The 17,712-nt window shown below is 71.0% G+C and carries 15 protein-coding genes, 1 tRNA gene and 1 pseudogene; 10 read left to right on the top strand and 7 right to left on the bottom strand.

Annotation, left to right across the window (positions count from 1 at the left end; all coding sequences use genetic code 11):
* Positions 1-9 precede the first annotated feature (9 nt).
* Positions 10-750: a GntR family transcriptional regulator gene (locus tag IF67_RS0131590; protein ID WP_030991492.1), complete on the top strand. Its 741-nt coding sequence runs from the start codon at positions 10-12 to the stop codon at positions 748-750.
* Positions 751-1,235: 485 nt separating this feature from the next.
* Here the strand turns inward: IF67_RS0131590 and IF67_RS45310 are convergent, their stop codons facing one another.
* The gene (locus IF67_RS45310) at positions 1,236-1,382 is read right to left on the bottom strand and encodes a hypothetical protein (RefSeq protein WP_234341455.1); all 147 of its coding nucleotides are present in this window, start codon (positions 1,380-1,382) and stop codon (positions 1,236-1,238) included.
* A 190-nt stretch (positions 1,383-1,572) separates the two neighbouring features.
* Here IF67_RS45310 and IF67_RS42205 point away from each other — a divergent pair.
* Positions 1,573-2,368, top strand: a pseudogene (locus IF67_RS42205) (tyrosine-type recombinase/integrase); the annotation flags it as partial.
* Between the two features lie 68 nt (positions 2,369-2,436).
* On the opposite strand, the gene IF67_RS0131575 reads toward IF67_RS42205, so the two are convergent.
* Positions 2,437-2,511: transfer RNA gene (locus IF67_RS0131575), tRNA-Val, on the bottom strand.
* Positions 2,512-2,653: 142 nt separating this feature from the next.
* Here IF67_RS0131575 and IF67_RS0131570 point away from each other — a divergent pair.
* The 7 genes from IF67_RS0131570 to IF67_RS0131540 all read left to right on the top strand — a co-directional run bounded on the left by IF67_RS0131570 (position 2,654) and on the right by IF67_RS0131540 (position 9,682).
* The gene (locus IF67_RS0131570) at positions 2,654-4,039 is read left to right on the top strand and encodes a hypothetical protein (protein WP_051818804.1); all 1,386 of its coding nucleotides are present in this window, start codon (positions 2,654-2,656) and stop codon (positions 4,037-4,039) included.
* 218 nt (positions 4,040-4,257) lie between these two features.
* The gene (locus IF67_RS39645; RefSeq protein WP_030991485.1) at positions 4,258-4,911 is read left to right on the top strand and encodes a DUF4383 domain-containing protein; all 654 of its coding nucleotides are present in this window, start codon (positions 4,258-4,260) and stop codon (positions 4,909-4,911) included.
* A 147-nt stretch (positions 4,912-5,058) separates the two neighbouring features.
* Positions 5,059-5,793 (top strand): FadR/GntR family transcriptional regulator, encoded by a 735-nt coding sequence (locus tag IF67_RS0131560; protein WP_030991482.1) that lies wholly within the window; start codon positions 5,059-5,061, stop codon positions 5,791-5,793.
* Between the two features lie 322 nt (positions 5,794-6,115).
* Positions 6,116-7,261 carry a galactonate dehydratase gene (dgoD, locus tag IF67_RS0131555; RefSeq protein WP_030991480.1) on the top strand — a complete coding sequence of 382 codons (1,146 nt, stop codon included), beginning with the start codon at positions 6,116-6,118 and terminating at the stop codon, positions 7,259-7,261.
* A gap of 321 nt (positions 7,262-7,582) precedes the next feature.
* A complete protein-coding gene (locus IF67_RS0131550; protein ID WP_030991478.1) occupies positions 7,583-8,203 on the top strand; it encodes a bifunctional 4-hydroxy-2-oxoglutarate aldolase/2-dehydro-3-deoxy-phosphogluconate aldolase in 621 nt (206 codons plus the stop codon).
* Entirely contained in the window at positions 8,191-9,438 is a 1,248-nt protein-coding gene (locus IF67_RS45305) for a sugar kinase (RefSeq protein WP_267959236.1), read from the top strand. The genes IF67_RS0131550 and IF67_RS45305 overlap by 13 nt, the downstream gene beginning before the upstream one ends.
* A 25-nt stretch (positions 9,439-9,463) precedes the next feature.
* Positions 9,464-9,682, top strand: coding sequence for an FmdB family zinc ribbon protein (locus tag IF67_RS0131540; protein ID WP_030991474.1), 219 nt, complete (start codon positions 9,464-9,466; stop codon positions 9,680-9,682).
* A 149-nt stretch (positions 9,683-9,831) separates the two neighbouring features.
* Here the strand turns inward: IF67_RS0131540 and IF67_RS0131535 are convergent, their stop codons facing one another.
* From IF67_RS0131535 to IF67_RS0131520, 4 genes are all read right to left on the bottom strand, one after another.
* The gene (locus tag IF67_RS0131535) at positions 9,832-10,455 is read right to left on the bottom strand and encodes an O-methyltransferase (RefSeq protein ID WP_199812807.1); all 624 of its coding nucleotides are present in this window, start codon (positions 10,453-10,455) and stop codon (positions 9,832-9,834) included.
* A 243-nt stretch (positions 10,456-10,698) separates the two neighbouring features.
* Positions 10,699-11,574, bottom strand: a complete 876-nt coding sequence (locus IF67_RS0131530; protein ID WP_420708730.1) for an HAD family hydrolase — start codon at positions 11,572-11,574, stop codon at positions 10,699-10,701.
* A complete protein-coding gene (locus IF67_RS0131525) occupies positions 11,574-14,249 on the bottom strand; it encodes a phosphoribosyltransferase (protein WP_030991468.1) in 2,676 nt (891 codons plus the stop codon). The genes IF67_RS0131530 and IF67_RS0131525 overlap by 1 nt, the downstream gene beginning before the upstream one ends.
* 15 nt (positions 14,250-14,264) lie before the next feature.
* Entirely contained in the window at positions 14,265-15,437 is a 1,173-nt protein-coding gene (locus IF67_RS0131520) for an HpcH/HpaI aldolase/citrate lyase family protein (RefSeq protein WP_030991466.1), read from the bottom strand.
* A 217-nt stretch (positions 15,438-15,654) separates the two neighbouring features.
* Here IF67_RS0131520 and IF67_RS0131515 point away from each other — a divergent pair, with 217 nt between their 5' ends.
* Complete coding sequence (locus IF67_RS0131515) at positions 15,655-16,800, top strand: TerD family protein (RefSeq protein ID WP_030991463.1); 1,146 nt, start codon at positions 15,655-15,657, stop codon at positions 16,798-16,800.
* A gap of 111 nt (positions 16,801-16,911) precedes the next feature.
* On the opposite strand, the gene IF67_RS0131510 is transcribed toward IF67_RS0131515, so the two are convergent.
* The gene (locus IF67_RS0131510; RefSeq protein WP_030991462.1) at positions 16,912-17,655 is read right to left on the bottom strand and encodes a TerD family protein; all 744 of its coding nucleotides are present in this window, start codon (positions 17,653-17,655) and stop codon (positions 16,912-16,914) included.
* Positions 17,656-17,712: the final 57 nt, after the last annotated feature.

Below are 17,712 nucleotides of genomic sequence, written 5' to 3'. Positions count from 1 at the left end.
GGGGAACGGATGCCGAAGATCGAGGAGACCCGGCCCAAGTACCTTCAGATCGCCCACCACCTCCGCGATCAGATCCTGCGGGGCGACTTGCGGCCCGGCGGCGAAGTGCCGTCGGAGCGCCACCTGGCGGCGGACTGGGGAGTGTCGCGACCGACCGCCGCGCGTTCGCTGGAGACCTTGAGGCACCAGGGGCTGGTCGAGAAGCGGCAGGGATCGGGCACGTATGTGCGGGACCCGTCGGCCCATCGCCGCGCCCATGACCTGCACGGCCGCACCAAACAGCCCGCGAGGATCTCCCCGCAGGGCGAGCACTCGGTGATGACGTCGGCGGGCCGCTCGGAAGCCCCGGATCACGTGGCGAAGTCGCTGAACCTGGCAGCCGGCACCCGCGCGGTGCACCGCCAATGGGTCACCAGGAGCGATTCCGGGCCGATCGCCCTCGCCACCTCCTGGTTCGCTCCTGACCTGGGCGACCGCGCGCCGAAGCTCCTGGATCCCGACCGGATCCCGGACGGGCCGCTGAGGTACGTCGAGCACATGACCGGACGTCAGGGAAGCCACGCCGAGGACCGGATGTGCGCTCGCCCCGCCACCGAGAACGAGGCCTCCGGCCTGGAGCTGGAGCCGGGGTCCGCGGTGCTGATCGTGCACCATCTCGTCTACGACCTCCAGGATCATCCTCTGGAGTTCGTGGAGGCGGCCTATCCGCCCCACCGCTGGGCGTTCGAGCAGGGGTATCCGCTCGGGTAGCGAGCGGTGATCGTCGGCGCGCGCGGACGCGTGAGGGACACGCGAGGGACATCCGAGGGGTGAGCCTCGACTGGCAGAGGCCGCCGTCCGGCGAGTGACTCCAGCCGCTTCAGGGGCTTTCGGGACCACTTCGAGGAAATAAATGATCAAGGCCCAGGTTTCCGGGTTCATACCGGATGACCTGGGCCTTTGTCATTTACGGGGTAAGTGGGCACAGCAGGATTTGAACCTGCGACATCTGCTTTGTAAGTTCGAGCGCGGGGCTGATCTTGGCCTGCGGAGCGCCCGTCGGACTGGCTGTCCTCGGACGTCCACTTCTGCGACTGTCCGCCGTCGTTGATGTCAGCGGTGGATGTCAGTCCGCGAACGGGGAAGCCCCCGCTCAGACAGGCCGCGGCGTCGCCGTCCCGCTACGCGAAGCTCGATGTCCATCGGGTCGGGCTCCTCCTCATGCACCTTCCCGGAGCTGCTCGGGGATCAACTTGTCACGAACTCTCGGTGAAGCGGACGGACCAGGCGTAGCCGCTCGAGCAGTCGTGCGGGACCCGCCGGACTTCTCTGACCTGGCAACCGTCGTGGGCATACTTGCGGGCGAACCGGTCGAGGCGCTGCGCGTCGGTGAGATCCTCCATGGACAACGGTGCTCCGACGACGAGGTCTTCGTGAAGGGCTGTGCCCGGCGCGGGACCGTCCGAGCAGGCCGAGCAATGATGCGTTTCGGGGAGGGCCATACGCTCAGTGTCCTCCTAACCCGGATGGCCCCGACGTTCACAGCGCAAATGGCCGCGCTACAGAGCGTCTCAGCTAAGGGCGGACGTGCGGCTGCCGTACTGGCTGGAGAACATCATCAGGCCGCGTCGCAAGCGCACGACGTACGCGAAGTATGAGATCCACGTGCGGCTCTACCTGGTGCCAATACTCGGCACGAGCGGCTCGAATCGCTCAGCGTCGGCGACGTACGGCGATTCCTGCGACAGGTGGAACAGCAGAAGTCGGCCGCCACCGCCAAGGAGTCTCACCGGGTACTGCGTACTGCGCTCATGGCGGCCTGCCGGGAAGAGCTGATCACCCGGAACGTCGCCACCCTCGTCGAGCCGCCGTCGCCGGAGTCTCGCGATCTCTCGCCCTGGTCGCTGGACGGGACGTTGGCGTTCCTCTCGGCCTCCCGTCGCGACCCGCTGTATGCAGCCTTCGTGCTCGCCATCGCGCTCGACGTCGGCAGACTCTTCCGCTGCCGGCCATATGCCTCGCCCCGCTCCGGTGGCAGCGAATGAGGCAGGCCGGCATGCGGGAGCGTGCCGGGGAGAGCTGGGCGGAGACCGGATATGTATTCACGACTCGCACGGGTCGGCCGATCGAGCCGCGGAATCTGTACCGATCATTCACTCGCGTAGCGAAGAACGCGGACCTTCGTGTGATCCGCCTGCATGACGCCCGGCATGGCTGCGCCACGCTGCTCACCGCAGCCGGCGTCGCTCCCCGAGTGGTGATGGAGATCTTGGGACACAGTCAGATCGCCATCACCATGAACACGTACACGCACGTCGTGCAGGACACGCAGCGTGAGGCTGTGAGCCACATGGACCGGCTGCTGAAGAGGCGGCCCGCTGCCGGCTGACCCGTGCCGTTGATGTCAATTCCGGATGTCAAAGACCCCCTACCATGATCAGTAGGGGGTCTTTTGACTGGTGGGCACAGACGGATTTGAACCGCCGACATCTGCTTTGTAAGAGCAGCGCTCTACCGCTGAGCTATGCGCCCTGGCCGAGCCGACAGACTACCTTGCCTTCTGGGCTGCACTGCAAACCAGTGCTCGAAGTGCGAACTTACCGGCCGGTGTGTTCGTTTCCGGTGAGTGGGAGAATGACATTCGGTTCTGGGGCGATCCGATCGGGAGAGGGAAGTGACGGCGACAGACACGCAGCCGCATGAGCAGCGAGAACGCCGTCGCGGCCGTGGGGGCACGCTCCGGGACGTGGTGGGGCTCGTGTTGCTGCCGTTGCCCTTGTTGGTGGCGATGGCGCCGATGTCGTTCGCGGGCGGCGGGACCCGGCGCTGGTTCGGGCGCGGGGAGAGCCAGCGGGCCGATGCGCAGGCCGCGAAGGATGCCGCGGCGGCGGCGTTCTACGAGCTGGACACCGCGCACCGTGACCTGCGGATCTCCATAGAGACGATCACCGCGGTCGACAGTTCGCCGTCTGCGCGGAAAGCGGCGGAGGACTACGAGGGCTTCGGCCGGCGGATCGACGAGGCGAGTCAGCGGTACATCACCGCGGTCGACTCCCACGATCTGGACCGTGACGATCTGGACGGCGCCGCGGTGGCGCGGGCCCGCGCCGATCTGACCCGGGCCAAGGAGGAGCTGGACCGCGTCAAGGGCGAGCTCGAACGGTTCGCGCAGGGGCTCGGCCCCCTGTTGCAGACCGCCGAGACACAGCTGGCGCGGCTGGCCCCGGCCGTGGAGCGGGCGCGGCAGGCCCTGCTGGCGGCGAGCAATGCGCTGGACGCGGTCCGTGCGCAGGGGCTGCGGGCCGATGATCTCGCGACCCGGCTGGCGGCGCTCGGGCCCGAGCTGACCAAGCTCAATCAGGGCGCCGGGCAGCACGGCGTGCAGGAGACGATCCGGCGCGCCGACGATGTGCTGCGCAAGGCCGAGGGCGTGCGGGCCGAGGCCGAGCGGCTGCCGGGGAAGGCGGCGGAGCTCGACAAGCGGCTGGTGTCGCTGCGGACCCGGGCGCAGGCGATCACGACGCGTGCCGGCAAGGTCGACCCGGTCCTCAGCGAGCTGCGCCGGCGGTACAGCGCGGCATGCTGGCAGGACCTTCAGCAGGTACCGGAGCAGGCCACACAGTCCGTGCAGCAGGCCGAGGTCAAACTGCGGGAGGCGCAGCAGGCGCGTGACGAGCAGCGCTGGGCGGACGCCACGAGCCTGCTGGCGACCGTACGGGCGCTGCTGGACGGCACCGACGAGGCGGTGTCGGCGGCCGGTGACCGGTTGCAGCGGCTGGATGCGGTGTCGTTCGACCGGCAGAAGGAGATCGAGCGGACGCGCTTCGCGATCCGGGACGCCCAGCGGCTGGCGATGGCCGGACGCAGCACCCCCGATCCGCGGCATGCCGGGCCCCTGGACGATGCGGTGGCGCGGCTGGACCGTGCCGTGGCGGATCTGGAGGGACGGCATCCGGACTGGTGGCACTTCCTGACGGAGACCGAGGCGGTACGGCAGACCGCGGCCCGGGTGGTGCAGGAGATTCGCGACGCCAGGGGCGGCACCGGGGCCAACGGCTGAGGACCCGCGGGGGCCCGGCCTGCTTTGCTCGCTGTCCGGGCGCGATGGCGTGATGTCCCACGTGGACGGATCCTGGAGAGAAGCACGGCCCAGGCGGCACACCTGCGCAAAGGAGGCCGGAGATGGCTACAGGGGCTACTGGCCAGACCCTGCACGGGCCCTCGAACCCATTGCACCGGGTGAAAACCCACCACACACGGCTCGATGAGCATCTTCCCGTGGACCACCGGCTCAGCAAGGTCTACCGCATCGGCGCGGGGCTGATGGGCCTGGTCCTGGTCGCATTCGGCGTGCTCGGACTGACCCACCACATCGGGCTCTTCGACACCGGCGGCGACACCGTGGCCGGGCTGAACACCAACGGTGCCCTGAGCGTGCTCTCGATCGTCTTCGGGGCGATTCTCGTCGCGGGCATGGTGTTCGGCGGGAACTTCGCCTCGACCCTCAACATCGTGTTCGGCTGCCTCTTCCTTCTGAGCGGCTTTGTGAACCTGGCGCTGCTGGAGACCGACGCGAACTTCCTCGCCTTCCAGCTCCAGAACGTCCTCTTCAGCTTCGTGGTCGGGCTGATGCTGCTGGTCTTCGGGATGTACGGACGGGTCAGCGGCGGCCTTCCCCACGACAATCCGTACTGGCGCGCCCGGCACCCGGAGGAAGCGCAGCGGTTCGACCGCGGACAGCTGCGTCCCGTCTCCGGCATGACGGCCGCACGGCAGGCCGCGCGGGTCAGGATGCAGGGCGCCTCGCATGCCGGACGCGGTTCGCTCGGCGCCGGCACCAGCGGGAGCAGATCCCGTACGGGTTCCGGTACCGGCACGGGCACCGGTACCGGTACGGGCACCGGCACCGGTACCGGCGGCAAGAAGTCCTGAGCCGGGGCGAGGAGACGCCAGGGCGTACCGAGGTGGGATTGGGGTGCTCGGTACGCCCTGACGGCTGGTCCGGCACGGTGGCGCGGGAGACGGCGCGGGCGGGACGGCCGGGCCGGCGGACACGGGGAGTGGAGCAGGGAGCACATGATGAGCCGTTCGGGGCACGACGCCGACTCCTCCATGGGGCACGACGCCGACTCCTCCATCCTGGGGCACGGGAGCCACAATGTGGCGGTCGAAGCGCTCGCCAGGCGGATCTTGAAGGGCACTTACCGCGAGGGCGACAGCCTCGTCATGCCGGAGGTGAGGGCGGAGCTGGACGTGACCCAGACCGTACTGCGTGAGGCGGTCAAGGTGCTGACCACCAAGGGCCTCCTCGATACCGACAAGAAGCGTGGCACGTTCGTCCGCCCCCGCGAGGACTGGAACCTCCTGGATTCGGACGTACTGCGCTGGAAGCTCGCGGCCGGTGTCTCGTCCGACTTCTTCGCCGATGTGCTCGAACTGCGCCGTTCCATCGAGCCCGCGGCGGCCGCGCTCGCCGCGGAGCGCCGTACGGACGACGATCTGGCGGCACTGGACGCCGCACTCAGCGCGATGGCCGCGACCGACGACGATCCGGTGCTGCTCATCCGCGCCGATGCGTCATTCCACACGGCGATACTGATCGCGTCGAACAATCGCTTCTACGCGCAGATGCACCGGGTGATCGTGCCGGTACTCGTCCAGCGCGACCGGGCGGTGCTCGCCGCGGACGGCGCGTTCGAGCATCCGCACGCGGTCCATGCCGCGGTCGTCGAGGCCGTACGGAACCGGGACGTCGACGGGGCCTATATGGCGATGCTCGAACTGCTTGATCTGTCGGCGCGGGAGCATCCGTAGGGGGCGGGCCGTGGGGGCGGGGGGCTTCCGGGACGGCGGCGGCGTTCTGAGTTCCGCGTTCCGGGGCGGGTTTCCGATAGGGCCTGTGCGTCCACCCGGCGCGCGTCCGCCCCGTACGTCCGCCCGGTACGTCCGCAGGGCGGCAGGGCAGCAGCGCGGCACCGGTTACCGCGATGACCTCGGTGGGCAGAACACCGCGCACGGGCCGGGCGCAACGCGCCGCACGGGCCGGACACCGCGGAACGCATCGCGCGCGCCACGCCGTACGCCGCACATCGCACGCCGCCGTTGCACGCCGCACGCCGAAAGGACGGACCGGTCCATGAAGATCAGCCGCATCGAGACGTTCCTCGCCCCGCCGCGCTGGATGTTCGTACGGGTGGAGACCGATGAGGGCGTCGTCGGCTGGGGTGAGCCGGTGGTCGAGGGACGGGCCGAGCCGGTCAGGGCGGCCGTGGAGGTGCTGTCCGAGTACCTCCTGGACCAGGATCCGGCGCGTATCGAGGACCACTGGCAGGTCATGACCAAGGGCGGCTTCTACCGCGGCGGGCCCGTCCTGTCGTCCGCCGTCGCCGGCCTGGACCAGGCGCTGTGGGACATCAAGGGGAAGCGGCACGGTGTCCCGGTCCATCAGCTGCTGGGCGGGCCGGTCCGCGAGAGGATCCGCGCTTATGCATGGGTCGGCGGCGATGAACCGCATGCCATCCGCGACGCGGTCACCGCGCAGATCGAGGCGGGCTTCACCGCCGTCAAGATGAACGGCTGCGGGCGGATGACGCCCGTGGCGACCCGCGCCGAGGTACGGGAATGCCTGCTGCGCGCCGAGACAGCCCGCGAAGTCCTCGGCGACGAAAGAGACTTCGGCCTCGATTTTCACGGCCGGGTCTCGCCCGCCAACGCCCGCAGGCTCCTCCCCCTGCTGGCCGACTGCGCCCCGATGTTCGTCGAGGAGCCGGTCCTCTCCGATCACATGCAGGCCCTCCCTGATCTGGTCAATGCCTCCAGCATCCCGATCGCACTCGGTGAACGTCTCTTCACCCGGCGAGAGTTCCTGGCCCCTCTCCAGGCCGGCGTCGCGATCCTCCAGCCCGATATCTCGCATGCGGGCGGCATCTCCGAGCTGCGCCGGATCGCCGCGCTCGCGGAGGTGTACGGAGCGCAGCTCGCCCCGCACTGCCCGCTCGGCCCGGTCGCACTGGCCGCCGGCCTCCAAGTCGCCTTCACCACCCCGAACTTCCTCATCCAGGAGCATTCCATCGGGATCCACTACAACCGGGGCGCCGAGCTGCTGGACTATGTGGTGGACCCGGAGCCGTTCCGCTTCCACGGCGGGTCACTGCTGCGGACCGACCGCCCCGGGCTCGGTGTGGAGGTGGACGAGGCCGCGGTGCGGGCGGCGGACGAGCGGGGCCACGCCTGGCGGAACCCCGTGTGGCGCCATGAGGACGGGGCGTTCGCGGAATGGTGAGGGGTCCCGGTAGGGGAAGACGTGCGCCCACAGGAGACGACCTGTCCCCGTAAGGCAAGACCTGCCGCCGTATGGGAAGGCCTGTCCCCCGTCGTGGGGAACCCGTAACCCCGGCCCGCCGGTGCACGCGCCCCTGGTACCCGCGACCGGTACCGGCGGCGAACACACAGGTCAACCCCAACACTCCAGGCTTGTCCCATGCTGCACACTCCCCCCGCCCGTCCCTCCGGCCCGGAATAATCGAAGGTGTCACCCGCGCGCCCGAACGACCCAGCCGCGCAGTACGCACGCGGCGGGGTGCAGGAGAAAGCAGGAAACGCCATGGACCTCAGCACAGCGCTCCGGACCGAGCGGCTGGTCGCCATCATCCGGGGCAAGGATGCGGAGGCGTCCTTCCGCACGGTCATGGCGCTTGCGGAAGCGGGCCTGCCGCTGATCGAGATCTCGCTCAGCGGACACGACGCCCTCACCGTGATCCGACGGGCACGCGCCGAGCTCGGCGACGCGGCCTGGCTCGGCGCCGGCACCGTCCTGACCGCATCCGACGCCCGGCGCGCCGCCGAAGCGGGGGCGAATCTCATCGTCACGCCCGGTCTGGGAGCCGGTCTGGAGGAATCCGTACGCCAGGGGCTGCCGACGCTCGCCGGAGTGATGACGCCGTCCGAGGTGATCGCGGCCGATGCGCTGGGTGTCTCGGCCCTGAAGCTGTTCCCGGCGTCGGTCGGCGGGCCCGCGTACCTGCGGGCGCTGCGCGCTCCCTTCCCCGAGCTGCCGTTCGTGCCGGTCGGTGGCGTGGACGCGGCCGCCGCACAGGCGTACTTCGCCGCCGGGGCGGTCGCGGTGGGTGTCGGTTCGCCGCTGGTCGGGGACGCGGCGGACGGCGGCGACCTGGACGGGCTGCGCAAGCGCGCCGCGGAGTTCAGGGCGGTGTGCGCACGATGACGGGGCAGCCGAATTCCGGCGGCGGGCAGGACGCGGAGCGAGGCGGCGCCGCTCCCCGGCCCGGGGCCGCGTCCGGCCGCCCACGGGTTCCCCGGCAACCGGGGCGCCCGGACGTCCTCACCTTCGGCGAGACCATGGTCGCGCTCCGCGGCAGCGGGCCGCTGAAGCTCGGCGGCACGATGCACGTCTCCATCGCCGGAGCGGAAAGCAATGTCGCGATCGGCCTGGCCCGGCTCGGGCACGACGTCCGGTGGGCGGGCGCGGTCGGCGAGGACGAGGCCGGGGAGCTGGTACTGCGTACGCTGCGCGCCGAGGGCATCGGGGTGTCCGGCGCCGCGACCGATCCCGGTGCCCCGACCGGGCTGCTCCTCTTCGAGCCGCGGCTGCCCGAGGTCACCCGGGTGCACTACTACCGTGCGGGATCGGCCGGCTCACGGCTCACGGCAGGCGTGGTCGAGCGCGCCTTCGCCGCCGCCCCGCCCCGCGTGCTGCACCTGACGGGCATCACCCCTGCCCTGAGCCCCACGGCCCACTCGGCGGCCCGGCACGCCCTCCAACTTGCCAAGGACTACGGCTCGTTGGTCTGCCTCGATGTCAACTTCCGCGCTCGGCTGTGGACCGCCGAGCAGGCCGCCGGGATCCTGCGCGAGTGGATTCCCTCCGTGGATGTCTTGATCGCCTCCGATGACGAGCTGCCGCTCTGCCTGCCGGAAGGGGCAGGCGGGGCCGGGTCGCCGGGTGAGGCCGGGTCATCGGATGAGGCAGGGTCGCCGGGCGGGACAGGGTCGCCGGGCGGGTCCCATGGAATCGAAGAGGCACAGGGAGTCGAGGGGGCACACGGGACCGAGGGGGCACAGGGAGCCGAGAGCGCACCCCAAGGAGCCACCCACGGCGCCGCCGCCACCCTTGCGTCGCAGGCCAAGCTCCTGCTGGACCTGGGGGTCGGCGAAGTCGTGGTCAAACTCGGCGCGGACGGGGCGACGGCCTTCACCCACGGCGGCTCCCTGCACCAGCCCGCCAAGACGGTACGGGCCGTGGATGCCGTGGGCGCCGGCGACGCCTTCGTGGCGGGCTATCTGTCGGCACTGCTGGACGACGAGGAGCCGGCCGGATGCCTGGAGCGCGCCGTCACCACCGGAGCGTTCGCGGTCGCGTCCCGCGGCGACTGGGAAGGCGCGCCGACCCGTTCGGAGCTGGGCATGCTGGGCGCGCCGCCCGGCACCGTCGTCCGCTGAGGAACGCCACGGCTAACCTGTGCCCATGCCCCGTTACGAATACCGGTGCCGCCCCTGCGGCTCCACCTTCGAGCTGAACCGGCCGATGGCCGAGTCCTCCGCCCCGGCCGTCTGCCCCCAGGGGCACGAGGACACCGTGAAGCTCCTCTCCACGGTCGCCGTCGGCGGCTCCGCAACCGCTCCTGCCCCGAAGGGCGGGGGCGGCGGAGGCGGCGGCTGCTGCGGAGGCGGTTGCTGCGGCTGAGGCCGAGCCGCGCCCTGGGGCCCGGCCGTGACACGTCCCGGCGGCGCACTGCGGAGCGGCCCCGCCATGTCCGGGGGCAGGGCCAGGACCAGGACCACAGTCGGTCCGAGGCCATGCCCCGCTGCCGTGCTTCCTGACGCCTCGGTTCGCTACCGCTTGCGCGCCAGCGTCACGCCGTCCGCCACGGTGAGGATCACCGCCTCCATACGGTGGTCCTCCACGACGTGGTCGTTGAACGCCCTGATCGCCAGGGCGCTCCCGGTCGCGGCCGGGTCGGCGACCTCCCCGTGGTACAGCACGTTGTCCGCCACGATCAGGCCCCCCGGCCGCAGCCGGGGCACCAGCTCTTCCCAGTAGGCGATATAGCCGCCCTTGTCCGCGTCGAGATAGGCGAGATCGATGTGGGGGCCGGCCGGCATCGCCCGCAGGGTCTCCAGTGCGGGCGCGATCCGCAGCTGAATACGGTCCCCGACACCGGCCTTGGCCCATGCCTCCCGGCCGTAGGCCGTCCACTCCTCGGACACATCGCAGGCGATCAGCGTGCCGTCCGCGGGCAGCGCCTGAGCCATGGACAGCGCCGAGAACCCCGTGAAGGTCCCCACCTCGACGACATGCCGGGCCCCGATCAGGCGCACCAGGAACGCCAGCAGCGGTCCCTGCTCCTCCGCCGACTGCATCCCCGCCGCCTCGGGAAACTGCTGGCGGGTGATCTCCACGATGTCCCGCTGTACGGCGTCCAACGGTGGGTTGTGGGCGAGGATGTACTCGTACATCTCCGCCGTGATCGGCGTGCTCTTGGACTCAGCCACGGGCTCTCCTCTTGATCAAGGATTGCGGTCTCGGCCGATCACCGGACGATGCAGCCGACCGCCTCGCGAGACTAACCCGAGCCCCGCCTCCACCGGCCGCTATTCGCCCGCTCCCCCCGCGTGCCGGGCCCTCGCTGGTGGAGGTGCATTCGAGGGTGGTCCTTGCGGCGGCCGCGCCGGCGGTGGCGGTCTTCACAGCCGCCCGGGTCAGCCGGCGTGGCCCGGGGATGCGGCGCCGCGGAGGAAGGCCCGCACGATCTCCTCGCCGGCCGCGACACCCCGCTCGTCGAGCGCCGTGACATGCGGGGCGTGCCAGCCGGAGTCCGCCAGCTCGCCGTGGCCGGGCCGCCATCCGCGGTCCGCGGCCAGCAGCAGATCGGCGTCGAGAAGAGAGTCCCCGGCCGCGAGGATCTCGGACGCCCCGGTACGGCGCGCCACCTCCGCCACGGCCGCGCTCTTGGTCAACGGCCGCGGCACGGCATAGATCTTGCGGCCTTGCAGGGACACGGTCCAACCGCGTTCGTCCGCCCAGCCGGTGAGGTCCTTCACCCAGGTGTCGGGCAGCAGCGGCCGCTCCACGACGAGGTAGGCGAAGAGGTCCTCGGCGACGCGCTCCTTGAGGAGCCAGGCCGGGTCGGCGGTGCGGACGAGGTGCGCGCGGATCTCGTCCAGAGGGGCGCACTGCGAGGCGAGCCGCTCGGCGACGGTGCGCTGCCAGTCCGGGTCCGACTCGCCCCGTACGAGCAGATGGCCGCCGTTGGCGCAGATGGCGAACTCCGGTGCCGGTCCGGGGAGATGAATGCGGCCGTACTGCTCCCGGGTGCGGGTGGTGGCCGGCACGAAGGTGGTGCTGCCGGCCAGTTCGGCGAGCAGCCCGGCGGCCGTCTCCGTCATATAGGACAGCGGCTTGCGCTCATATGTCTCGACACACAGGAGCCGGGGTGCCTCGGCGTCCGGCATGGCGAGGCCGAGCGCGGCGGCCGAATAGATCAGCGTGCGGTCGAGGTCGCTGGCGACCAAAAGAGGGGCAGCGCGCAGCGCTTCCAGGGAAGGGTGGTGGTGGGCGAGGGGCCGGCCGCTCATCAGGAGGTCACCGCCTTGCCGTCGGCACCCGTCGCTCCGCGGGTGAAGCGGGGGTGGATCAGCCCGACACAGGTGTAGGGCAGTTCGTCGACCTCTTCGACGGGCACGCCCCGTTGTTCCGCCAGGAGGCGCACATGATCGAGGTCGGCCCCGGCGCCCTGCCGGGCCAGGATCTTCCAGGGGACCCGGCGCAGCAGTACGCGCGTGGTCTCGCCGACCCCGGGCTTCACGAGATTGACGTCATGGATGCCGTACTCCTCGCTGATCCGCTCGACGGCCGCCCAGCCCTCCCAGGTGGGGGCCCGGTCGGCGGCGGCCAGCTCCTTCACCTCCGCGGCGACGTCCGCGGCCACGTCGTCGAAACGGGCGCTGACCGCGTCCAGGAACGCGCGCGACACATCGGTCGCGGCCAGGTCACGGTAGAACTTCGCGCCGTGGAAGTCGTCCGGCCCCACGAGGTCGTCGCGCAGGACGGTGCGGGATATGAGGCCGGAAACAGTGGAGTTGAGGCAGGCGGACGGGATGAGGAAGTCGTCCCGGGTGCCATAGGTGTCGACACAGCCGCCGGGGTCGGCGAGCACGGCGATCCGCGGATCGAAGCCCGGGAAGTCCTCCAGGGCCTGGGCGAGTTCGCGGGTGATGGCGCCCTTGCCGGTCCAGCCGTCCACGAAGACGACATCCGCCGGGTCGTGATGGGCGGCCAGCCAGCGCAGCGCGGTGGTGTCGATGCCCCGGCCGCGGACGATCGAGACCGCGTAGTGCGGAACCTCCAGGCCGTGGGCGTGCAGGGCCCAGCGGCGCATCAGCACCCCGACGGGTGTGCCGGCCCGCGCCAGCGACACCAGCACGGGTCGCGGGCTGCGTTCCGCGAGCACGGTCTCGGTGACGGTCCCGACAGCCCGCGCGATCCGGCTCGCGGAGGTCTCCAGCGCGCTGTGGAACAGCGCCTGGTACTGCTCGTTCGGCTGGTATTCGACGGGCAGCGACTCGGCGTAGTGGGCACCACCGCGCTGAATCGCCTCCTCGCGTTCCTCGGTCGGCGCTTCCAGGGTGACGTCGGAAAGGTCCTGGAGCAGCCAGCCGACCTCGTCGGCGGTGTAGGAGGAGAAGGCGGGGCCGCGCAGCGGCTCGGGGAGGGGCATGGATCCGGCCTGTGGTTGCGGGGCGTACGAGGGGACGACCGCGAGCAGCAGCCGGTCGGTGTGTGCGGCGAGCCGGTCCAGCAGACCGTCGGTGGCGTGCAGCTCCGGGAGGTCGCCGTGCGAGTCGACGACGGCCACGATGGCGTCGAAGCGGCGTTCCGGGTCGGCGCCGGCCGCGACGTTGTAGGCGTACCGCTCCCCCGGTCCGTCGGCCGGCCTGTCGTGGGCGGGGAAGGAGAGCCGGGTCCGTATCGCGTAACCCGGGTCGTCGACGGCGAGCACCGGCGACCGGGTGGTGGTGGAGAAGAAGATGCCCGTGCCCCCGGTCGGGGCGGACAGCCGACCGGGGCGTGGCGCGATGGCGCCGTTCCCCGCCCCGGTGCCGTCGTCCGTCGTCGTCGGGGTGGCGCCGCGCCCCTCCCCGGTCACGAGAGCGTCCAGGGCCTCGGCCATCCGCAGCGGCGCGTACATCAACTCCTCGTTGCCGAGGACGAGGATGCGGCGGGCGCCGTCCAGCTCCTGGGCGATCCGGATCGCCATGCCCGGAAGTGCGGCCTCCAGCCGTTCGCGGTGCGCCGGTGTGAAACCGTGCCGCCCGCCGTCCGGCAGCCCGGCGGGCCAGTCGAGGTCCACCCGTACGACGTCCGCACCACGGCCGCCGGCCGCCGGCGGAGCACTCGCCGAACCGGACTCGGCACGTGCGGAACCAGCAGGTGCGGAACCGACGGACACGGGGCCCACGCCCTCGGACGTGCTCCCGGACGTGCTCCCCGTGGCAGGCGCCGGGGCAGCCTGCGCCGCAAGGGCCTCCTGCGCGGCGACGAGTTCCTGGCCGCGGGTGAGGACGTCCGCGGGCAGGTGTACGCCGCCGGCGGCCAGTGCCACGAGGTCGACGCGGGCGCCCAGTTCCGCGGCGAACTTCTCCAGACGGCTGCGGTCCGCGTCGGAGCGCATATCGACGAGGGCGACGACCACATACCGCTCGCGGGGGAAGTGCGCATGCAGCGCCTTGATCGTGTTCAGGACCGTCCTGCCGGTGGAGAACTCGTCGTCGACGAGCACCAACGGGCCGTCCCCGGCGAGGAGTTCGCGGTCCTCGGGGAGCAGCAGATGCGAGGTGGCGTGGCTGTGCTCCTCCTCGAACCCGCCCACCTGCGCCACGCCCGCCACGGGCCGGCGGGTGGAGTGCAGACAGGGCGCGAGCGCCAGGCCGTCGGCCACCGAATGCCCCAGGCCGGTGGCGGTCTCGGCGTACCCCAGGACGACGGAGCGGGCCGCGGCCTCGTCGCCCAGCAGCTTCCGCACCCGGAGCCCCAGCCCGTAGCCGGCGCCATGGACCACACCCGGCCGCTGTGGCACGTGCTTGCCGAGCACGTTCGACACGAGCAGATGGGCCCGCTTGGGGTTGCGCCGCAGCGCAAGTCCCAGCAGTTCCGGCAGCTCGTCCCCGCCGCTCAGCGAGACTCCGAGCCGACCGGCGACCCATTCTCCCGTCCAGACCACGCGTTCCGTCTCCTCCGTCGTAGCGTTCATGTCATTCACCGCATTTCACGTCTGCGGCAGGCTCGCCGTCAGCAGCTCCACGAACCCGATGCCCTCCCGGGCGACCCCGAACGCCTCCGCGCGCAGCAAGGTCCGCTCGGCCCAGGCACGATGCGGCTTCACCTCGTTCATCTTGTTCGTATAGGCGGAGCGCAGCACCCCGCCGTCGCCGCGTTCGGGCCGCAGGATGTCGACCGCGTCGCTGAACTCCTCATGGCTGACGACGGAGAGGGCATGCACCGGCGCGACATGCGAGGGGTGGATGCAGGTCTTGCCCTGGAGGCCGTTCGCACGGTCGAGTTCGATCTCGCGCAGCAGACCGTCCATGTCGTGCTCGATCAGTGCCGTACGCAGTTCCTCGGCGCGTCCGAGGAACGGGCTGCGTCGCAGCTGCGGCTTGAACATCCGCTCTTGCAGCCGGAAGTACTCCCACACCGGGCCGGTGACCGTGAAGCCCGTGCCGTCCGCCCGCCCCAGCACATTCACCACGTCGGAGATCACCGAGGCGACGATCTGGACGTCGTACGCCGTCATGTCGGGGGCTCTGCGCAGTCCGTAGGCGGAGCAGAAGTCCGTCACGCCGAGCCGCAGGGCCAGCACCCGGTCCCGGTATTTGTCCACGGTCCCGGCGATGCCCTGGAGGGTCTCGGCCCGGCTCTCCAGATGCAGCAGCTGCGGGGATTCCAGCACCGGCATCGCATACAGCCGCCGGGCGCAGTCGGACTCGGCCGTGGCCAGCGCCTCGAGGAAGGGGACTCCACGCTCCTCGGTGAACTTCGGAAGTACAAATCCAGACAGTCTGTGGACGGCAGCGCCCATCCGGCGCGTCAGGTCCGGTATTTGACCGGGTGTGCGGACGCGGATGAACAGCAGCGGAAGGTCCGAGCCCGCGGTGGCCGCCTCGTCGAGAAGGCCGAGCTGCCGCACGAGGTTCTCCTCGCCGGCCTCGACATCCCCGTCGCTTATGGAGTCTTCCAGACACAACACCATGGACTTCACGCCAAGACCGGCCTGCTTGAGCACATCGGCGGCGAGTCGCGGGCGGGTGGCAGGGCTGTAGAGCGTGGCACCCAGGGCGACCGCGAGCGTGCGGGCCGGGGAGTCGGCGGTGAACTCCACCGGCTCCTGGTGGAACAGTGTCTTCCGGATGTCGGGCGGAAGGTGCCCAAAATGACGCATATAACTCCCCGTCTCCATGCGGGACCCGGGCCCCCCGCTGCGTCTCGCTGTCTGGATCCAGCCGGTAATCGTACGTGTGTGGGGGCGTGGTTAGTTCCCGCGTGAGTGAAAATCACGTAACCCGCACGAGGCATCCGGGTGTCCGCCGCCGCGCCCCCGGCACGGCTCGCGGCCCCCCGCGTTGTCGCTGCGACCTCAGGGAAGGCAGGATTGCCGCATGACGCACGCGATGCTGAAAGGGTCGAACGTACCCCTCGATGCCACGGCTGTCCGGGCTGTCCTGCGCTGGACGCCCGGCGCCGGTGTCCCTGATGTCGACGCCTCGGCTCTGCTGGTGGGGCCGGAGGGACGCGTGCGATCCGACGAGGACTTCGTCTTCTACAACCAACCGAGGCACCCCAGCGGAAGGGTGCGGCATCTGCCCAAGACCCGGGTCGCGGACAGTCTGGCCGACACCATCGAGGCGGATCTGACGGCGCTGGACGCGTCGGTGGACCGGGTGGTGCTGGCCGCGTCGTCGGACGGTGGCGCGTTCGCCGGCGTCACGGATCTGCGGGTCCTGCTGTACGACGCGACGGCGAGCGACGGCGAGCCGCTCGTGGTCTTCGACGTGGTGCCCGAGACGGGCGATGAGACGGCCCTGATCTGCGGCGAGTTGTACCGCCGCGCCGAGGGCTGGAAGTTCCGCGCCCTGGGCCAGGGGTACGAGAGCGGCCTGGTCGGTCTGGCGACCGAGTTCGGGATCTCGGTGGACGAGAACGAAGCGGCCGCCGACGGTCCGCCGTCCTCGGAGGCACCGGTGTCGGCGCCCCCCGGCCCGGAGCCCGCGGCGCCCGTCGACCCGGCTCCCCGGGACGACCCCGGCCCCTCCACCGACCCGGCCACCGCCGCCCCGGCGGAGGCGAGCGGCCCGCCCGCGTCCGCCGCGACCCCGCCGCCCAGCACCTGGCCCGAAGAGGCCTCGAACCCCCCGTCCGCGGCGGACCCGCAGGCACCTCCGGCGTCGGACCCGGAAGCGGTCACCCAGCATGTGGCCGATGCCATGCCGGAGCCGTTCTCGTCCGCCCCGCTGCCGTCGTCCGCCACCACGTCCCCGGCGGCGCCGGCGCCCACGAGCGGCGGCTACGGCTACCCGCAGAACGTTCCGCCACCGCCCACGCAGCCCCCGGCCCAGCCCGCCTACGGCTACCCGGGGCCGCCGCCCCAGTACCAGCCCCAGCAGCCCACGCAGGCCCCGTACGGCGTCCCGCCGCAGCAACAGCCGCACCCGGCCTCGACGTACGGCTACCCGTTGCAGCAGCCCTTCGTGCCGGACCCGTCCTTCGTCCTGCCGCCCCAGGGCCCGCAGTTCCAGCGCCGTTAGGGATACCCGGCCGGGCCGCCTGACGGCGCGGGCGCAGGGCGGGCGGAACGCGGTACGGGCGGGACGCGGCAGGAGCGGTCCCCGGCACCGGCGGACCGCAGCACGCGCGGCTCACGCGGTGGTCTTGTAACCCCGCCCCCACTGGAGCCCCCATCCGTACAGCCGGTCGAGCTCCGCCTGGAAGCCGTAGACGTACTTCACCTCGCGGCGCACCATCAGCTCGCCCTTGACGTTCTCGAGCATGAAGACGGCGCAGGAGCGGGCCTGCGGCGCCCGCTCGTTCAGCTTGAGCTCCACCCGTGGTCCGCTGCTGGGATAGAGCGTCACGACCGCATGCGTACGGTCGAACGCCGGCGTGCCGTCGTAGATGTAGACGAAGATCAGCATCCGCTTGATCTCATCGCGGTGGTCCAGGTTGATGTAGAGCGTCTCGCCGGAGCCCGAACCGAAGCGGTCATCACCGCTGAGCTTGACGAAGGGCGGTCCGTTGAGGTCGCCCAGAAAGTTGCCCAGCGGCTGCACCACGCCCCTGGTGCCGTCCTTGAGCTCGTACAGACAGGCCAGGTCCAGGTCGACATTGACCACGGCAGGACCCTGCGCCTGCACCACCTCGGGTTTGAACAGCTTGCCCGGATGCCGCAGCAGACTGCCCTTGCCGGGCCCGCCCCGCTCATGCAGGTCCGACGTCCTCATCTGCCAGTGCAGATTGACCCGCAGATGCCCGGTCGCCGCCCCCTGCTTGGTCAGCGAGACCACCGGATTCCGCTTCGTCAGCTCGACGACATACGACGCTCCGCCGCTGTCGAAGTCGAACTTCGACGTGCCACCACGCCACAGGTTCCCCAGGAACGACACGTTGCCCACCCCATTGCTAGACCCCACATCACTGCGGGGCGGCCCGAGGTCTGCACC

This window comes from Streptomyces sp. NRRL S-1813 (genome assembly GCF_000719605.1).
GTDB lineage: Bacteria > Actinomycetota > Actinomycetes > Streptomycetales > Streptomycetaceae > Streptomyces > Streptomyces decoyicus.
Note: the sequence above shows the minus strand (reverse complement) of the source record. Positions and strands in the feature narration are given on the sequence as shown.

Coding starts and splice junctions, on each gene's coding strand:
- IF67_RS0131525 (WP_030991468.1), bottom strand. CDS start 14,249: ATGAACGCTACGACGGAGGAGACGGAACGCGTGGTCTGGACGGGAGAA.
- IF67_RS0131560 (WP_030991482.1), top strand. CDS start 5,059: ATGAGCCGTTCGGGGCACGACGCCGACTCCTCCATGGGGCACGACGCC.
- dgoD (WP_030991480.1), top strand. CDS start 6,116: ATGAAGATCAGCCGCATCGAGACGTTCCTCGCCCCGCCGCGCTGGATG.
- IF67_RS0131515 (WP_030991463.1), top strand. CDS start 15,655: ATGACGCACGCGATGCTGAAAGGGTCGAACGTACCCCTCGATGCCACG.
- IF67_RS0131590 (WP_030991492.1), top strand. CDS start 10: ATGCCGAAGATCGAGGAGACCCGGCCCAAGTACCTTCAGATCGCCCAC.
- IF67_RS0131550 (WP_030991478.1), top strand. CDS start 7,583: ATGGACCTCAGCACAGCGCTCCGGACCGAGCGGCTGGTCGCCATCATC.
- IF67_RS0131540 (WP_030991474.1), top strand. CDS start 9,464: ATGCCCCGTTACGAATACCGGTGCCGCCCCTGCGGCTCCACCTTCGAG.
- IF67_RS0131535 (WP_199812807.1), bottom strand. CDS start 10,455: ATGTACGAGTACATCCTCGCCCACAACCCACCGTTGGACGCCGTACAG.
- IF67_RS0131520 (WP_030991466.1), bottom strand. CDS start 15,437: ATGCGTCATTTTGGGCACCTTCCGCCCGACATCCGGAAGACACTGTTC.
- IF67_RS0131530 (WP_420708730.1), bottom strand. CDS start 11,574: ATGAGCGGCCGGCCCCTCGCCCACCACCACCCTTCCCTGGAAGCGCTG.
- IF67_RS45310 (WP_234341455.1), bottom strand. CDS start 1,382: ATGGAGGATCTCACCGACGCGCAGCGCCTCGACCGGTTCGCCCGCAAG.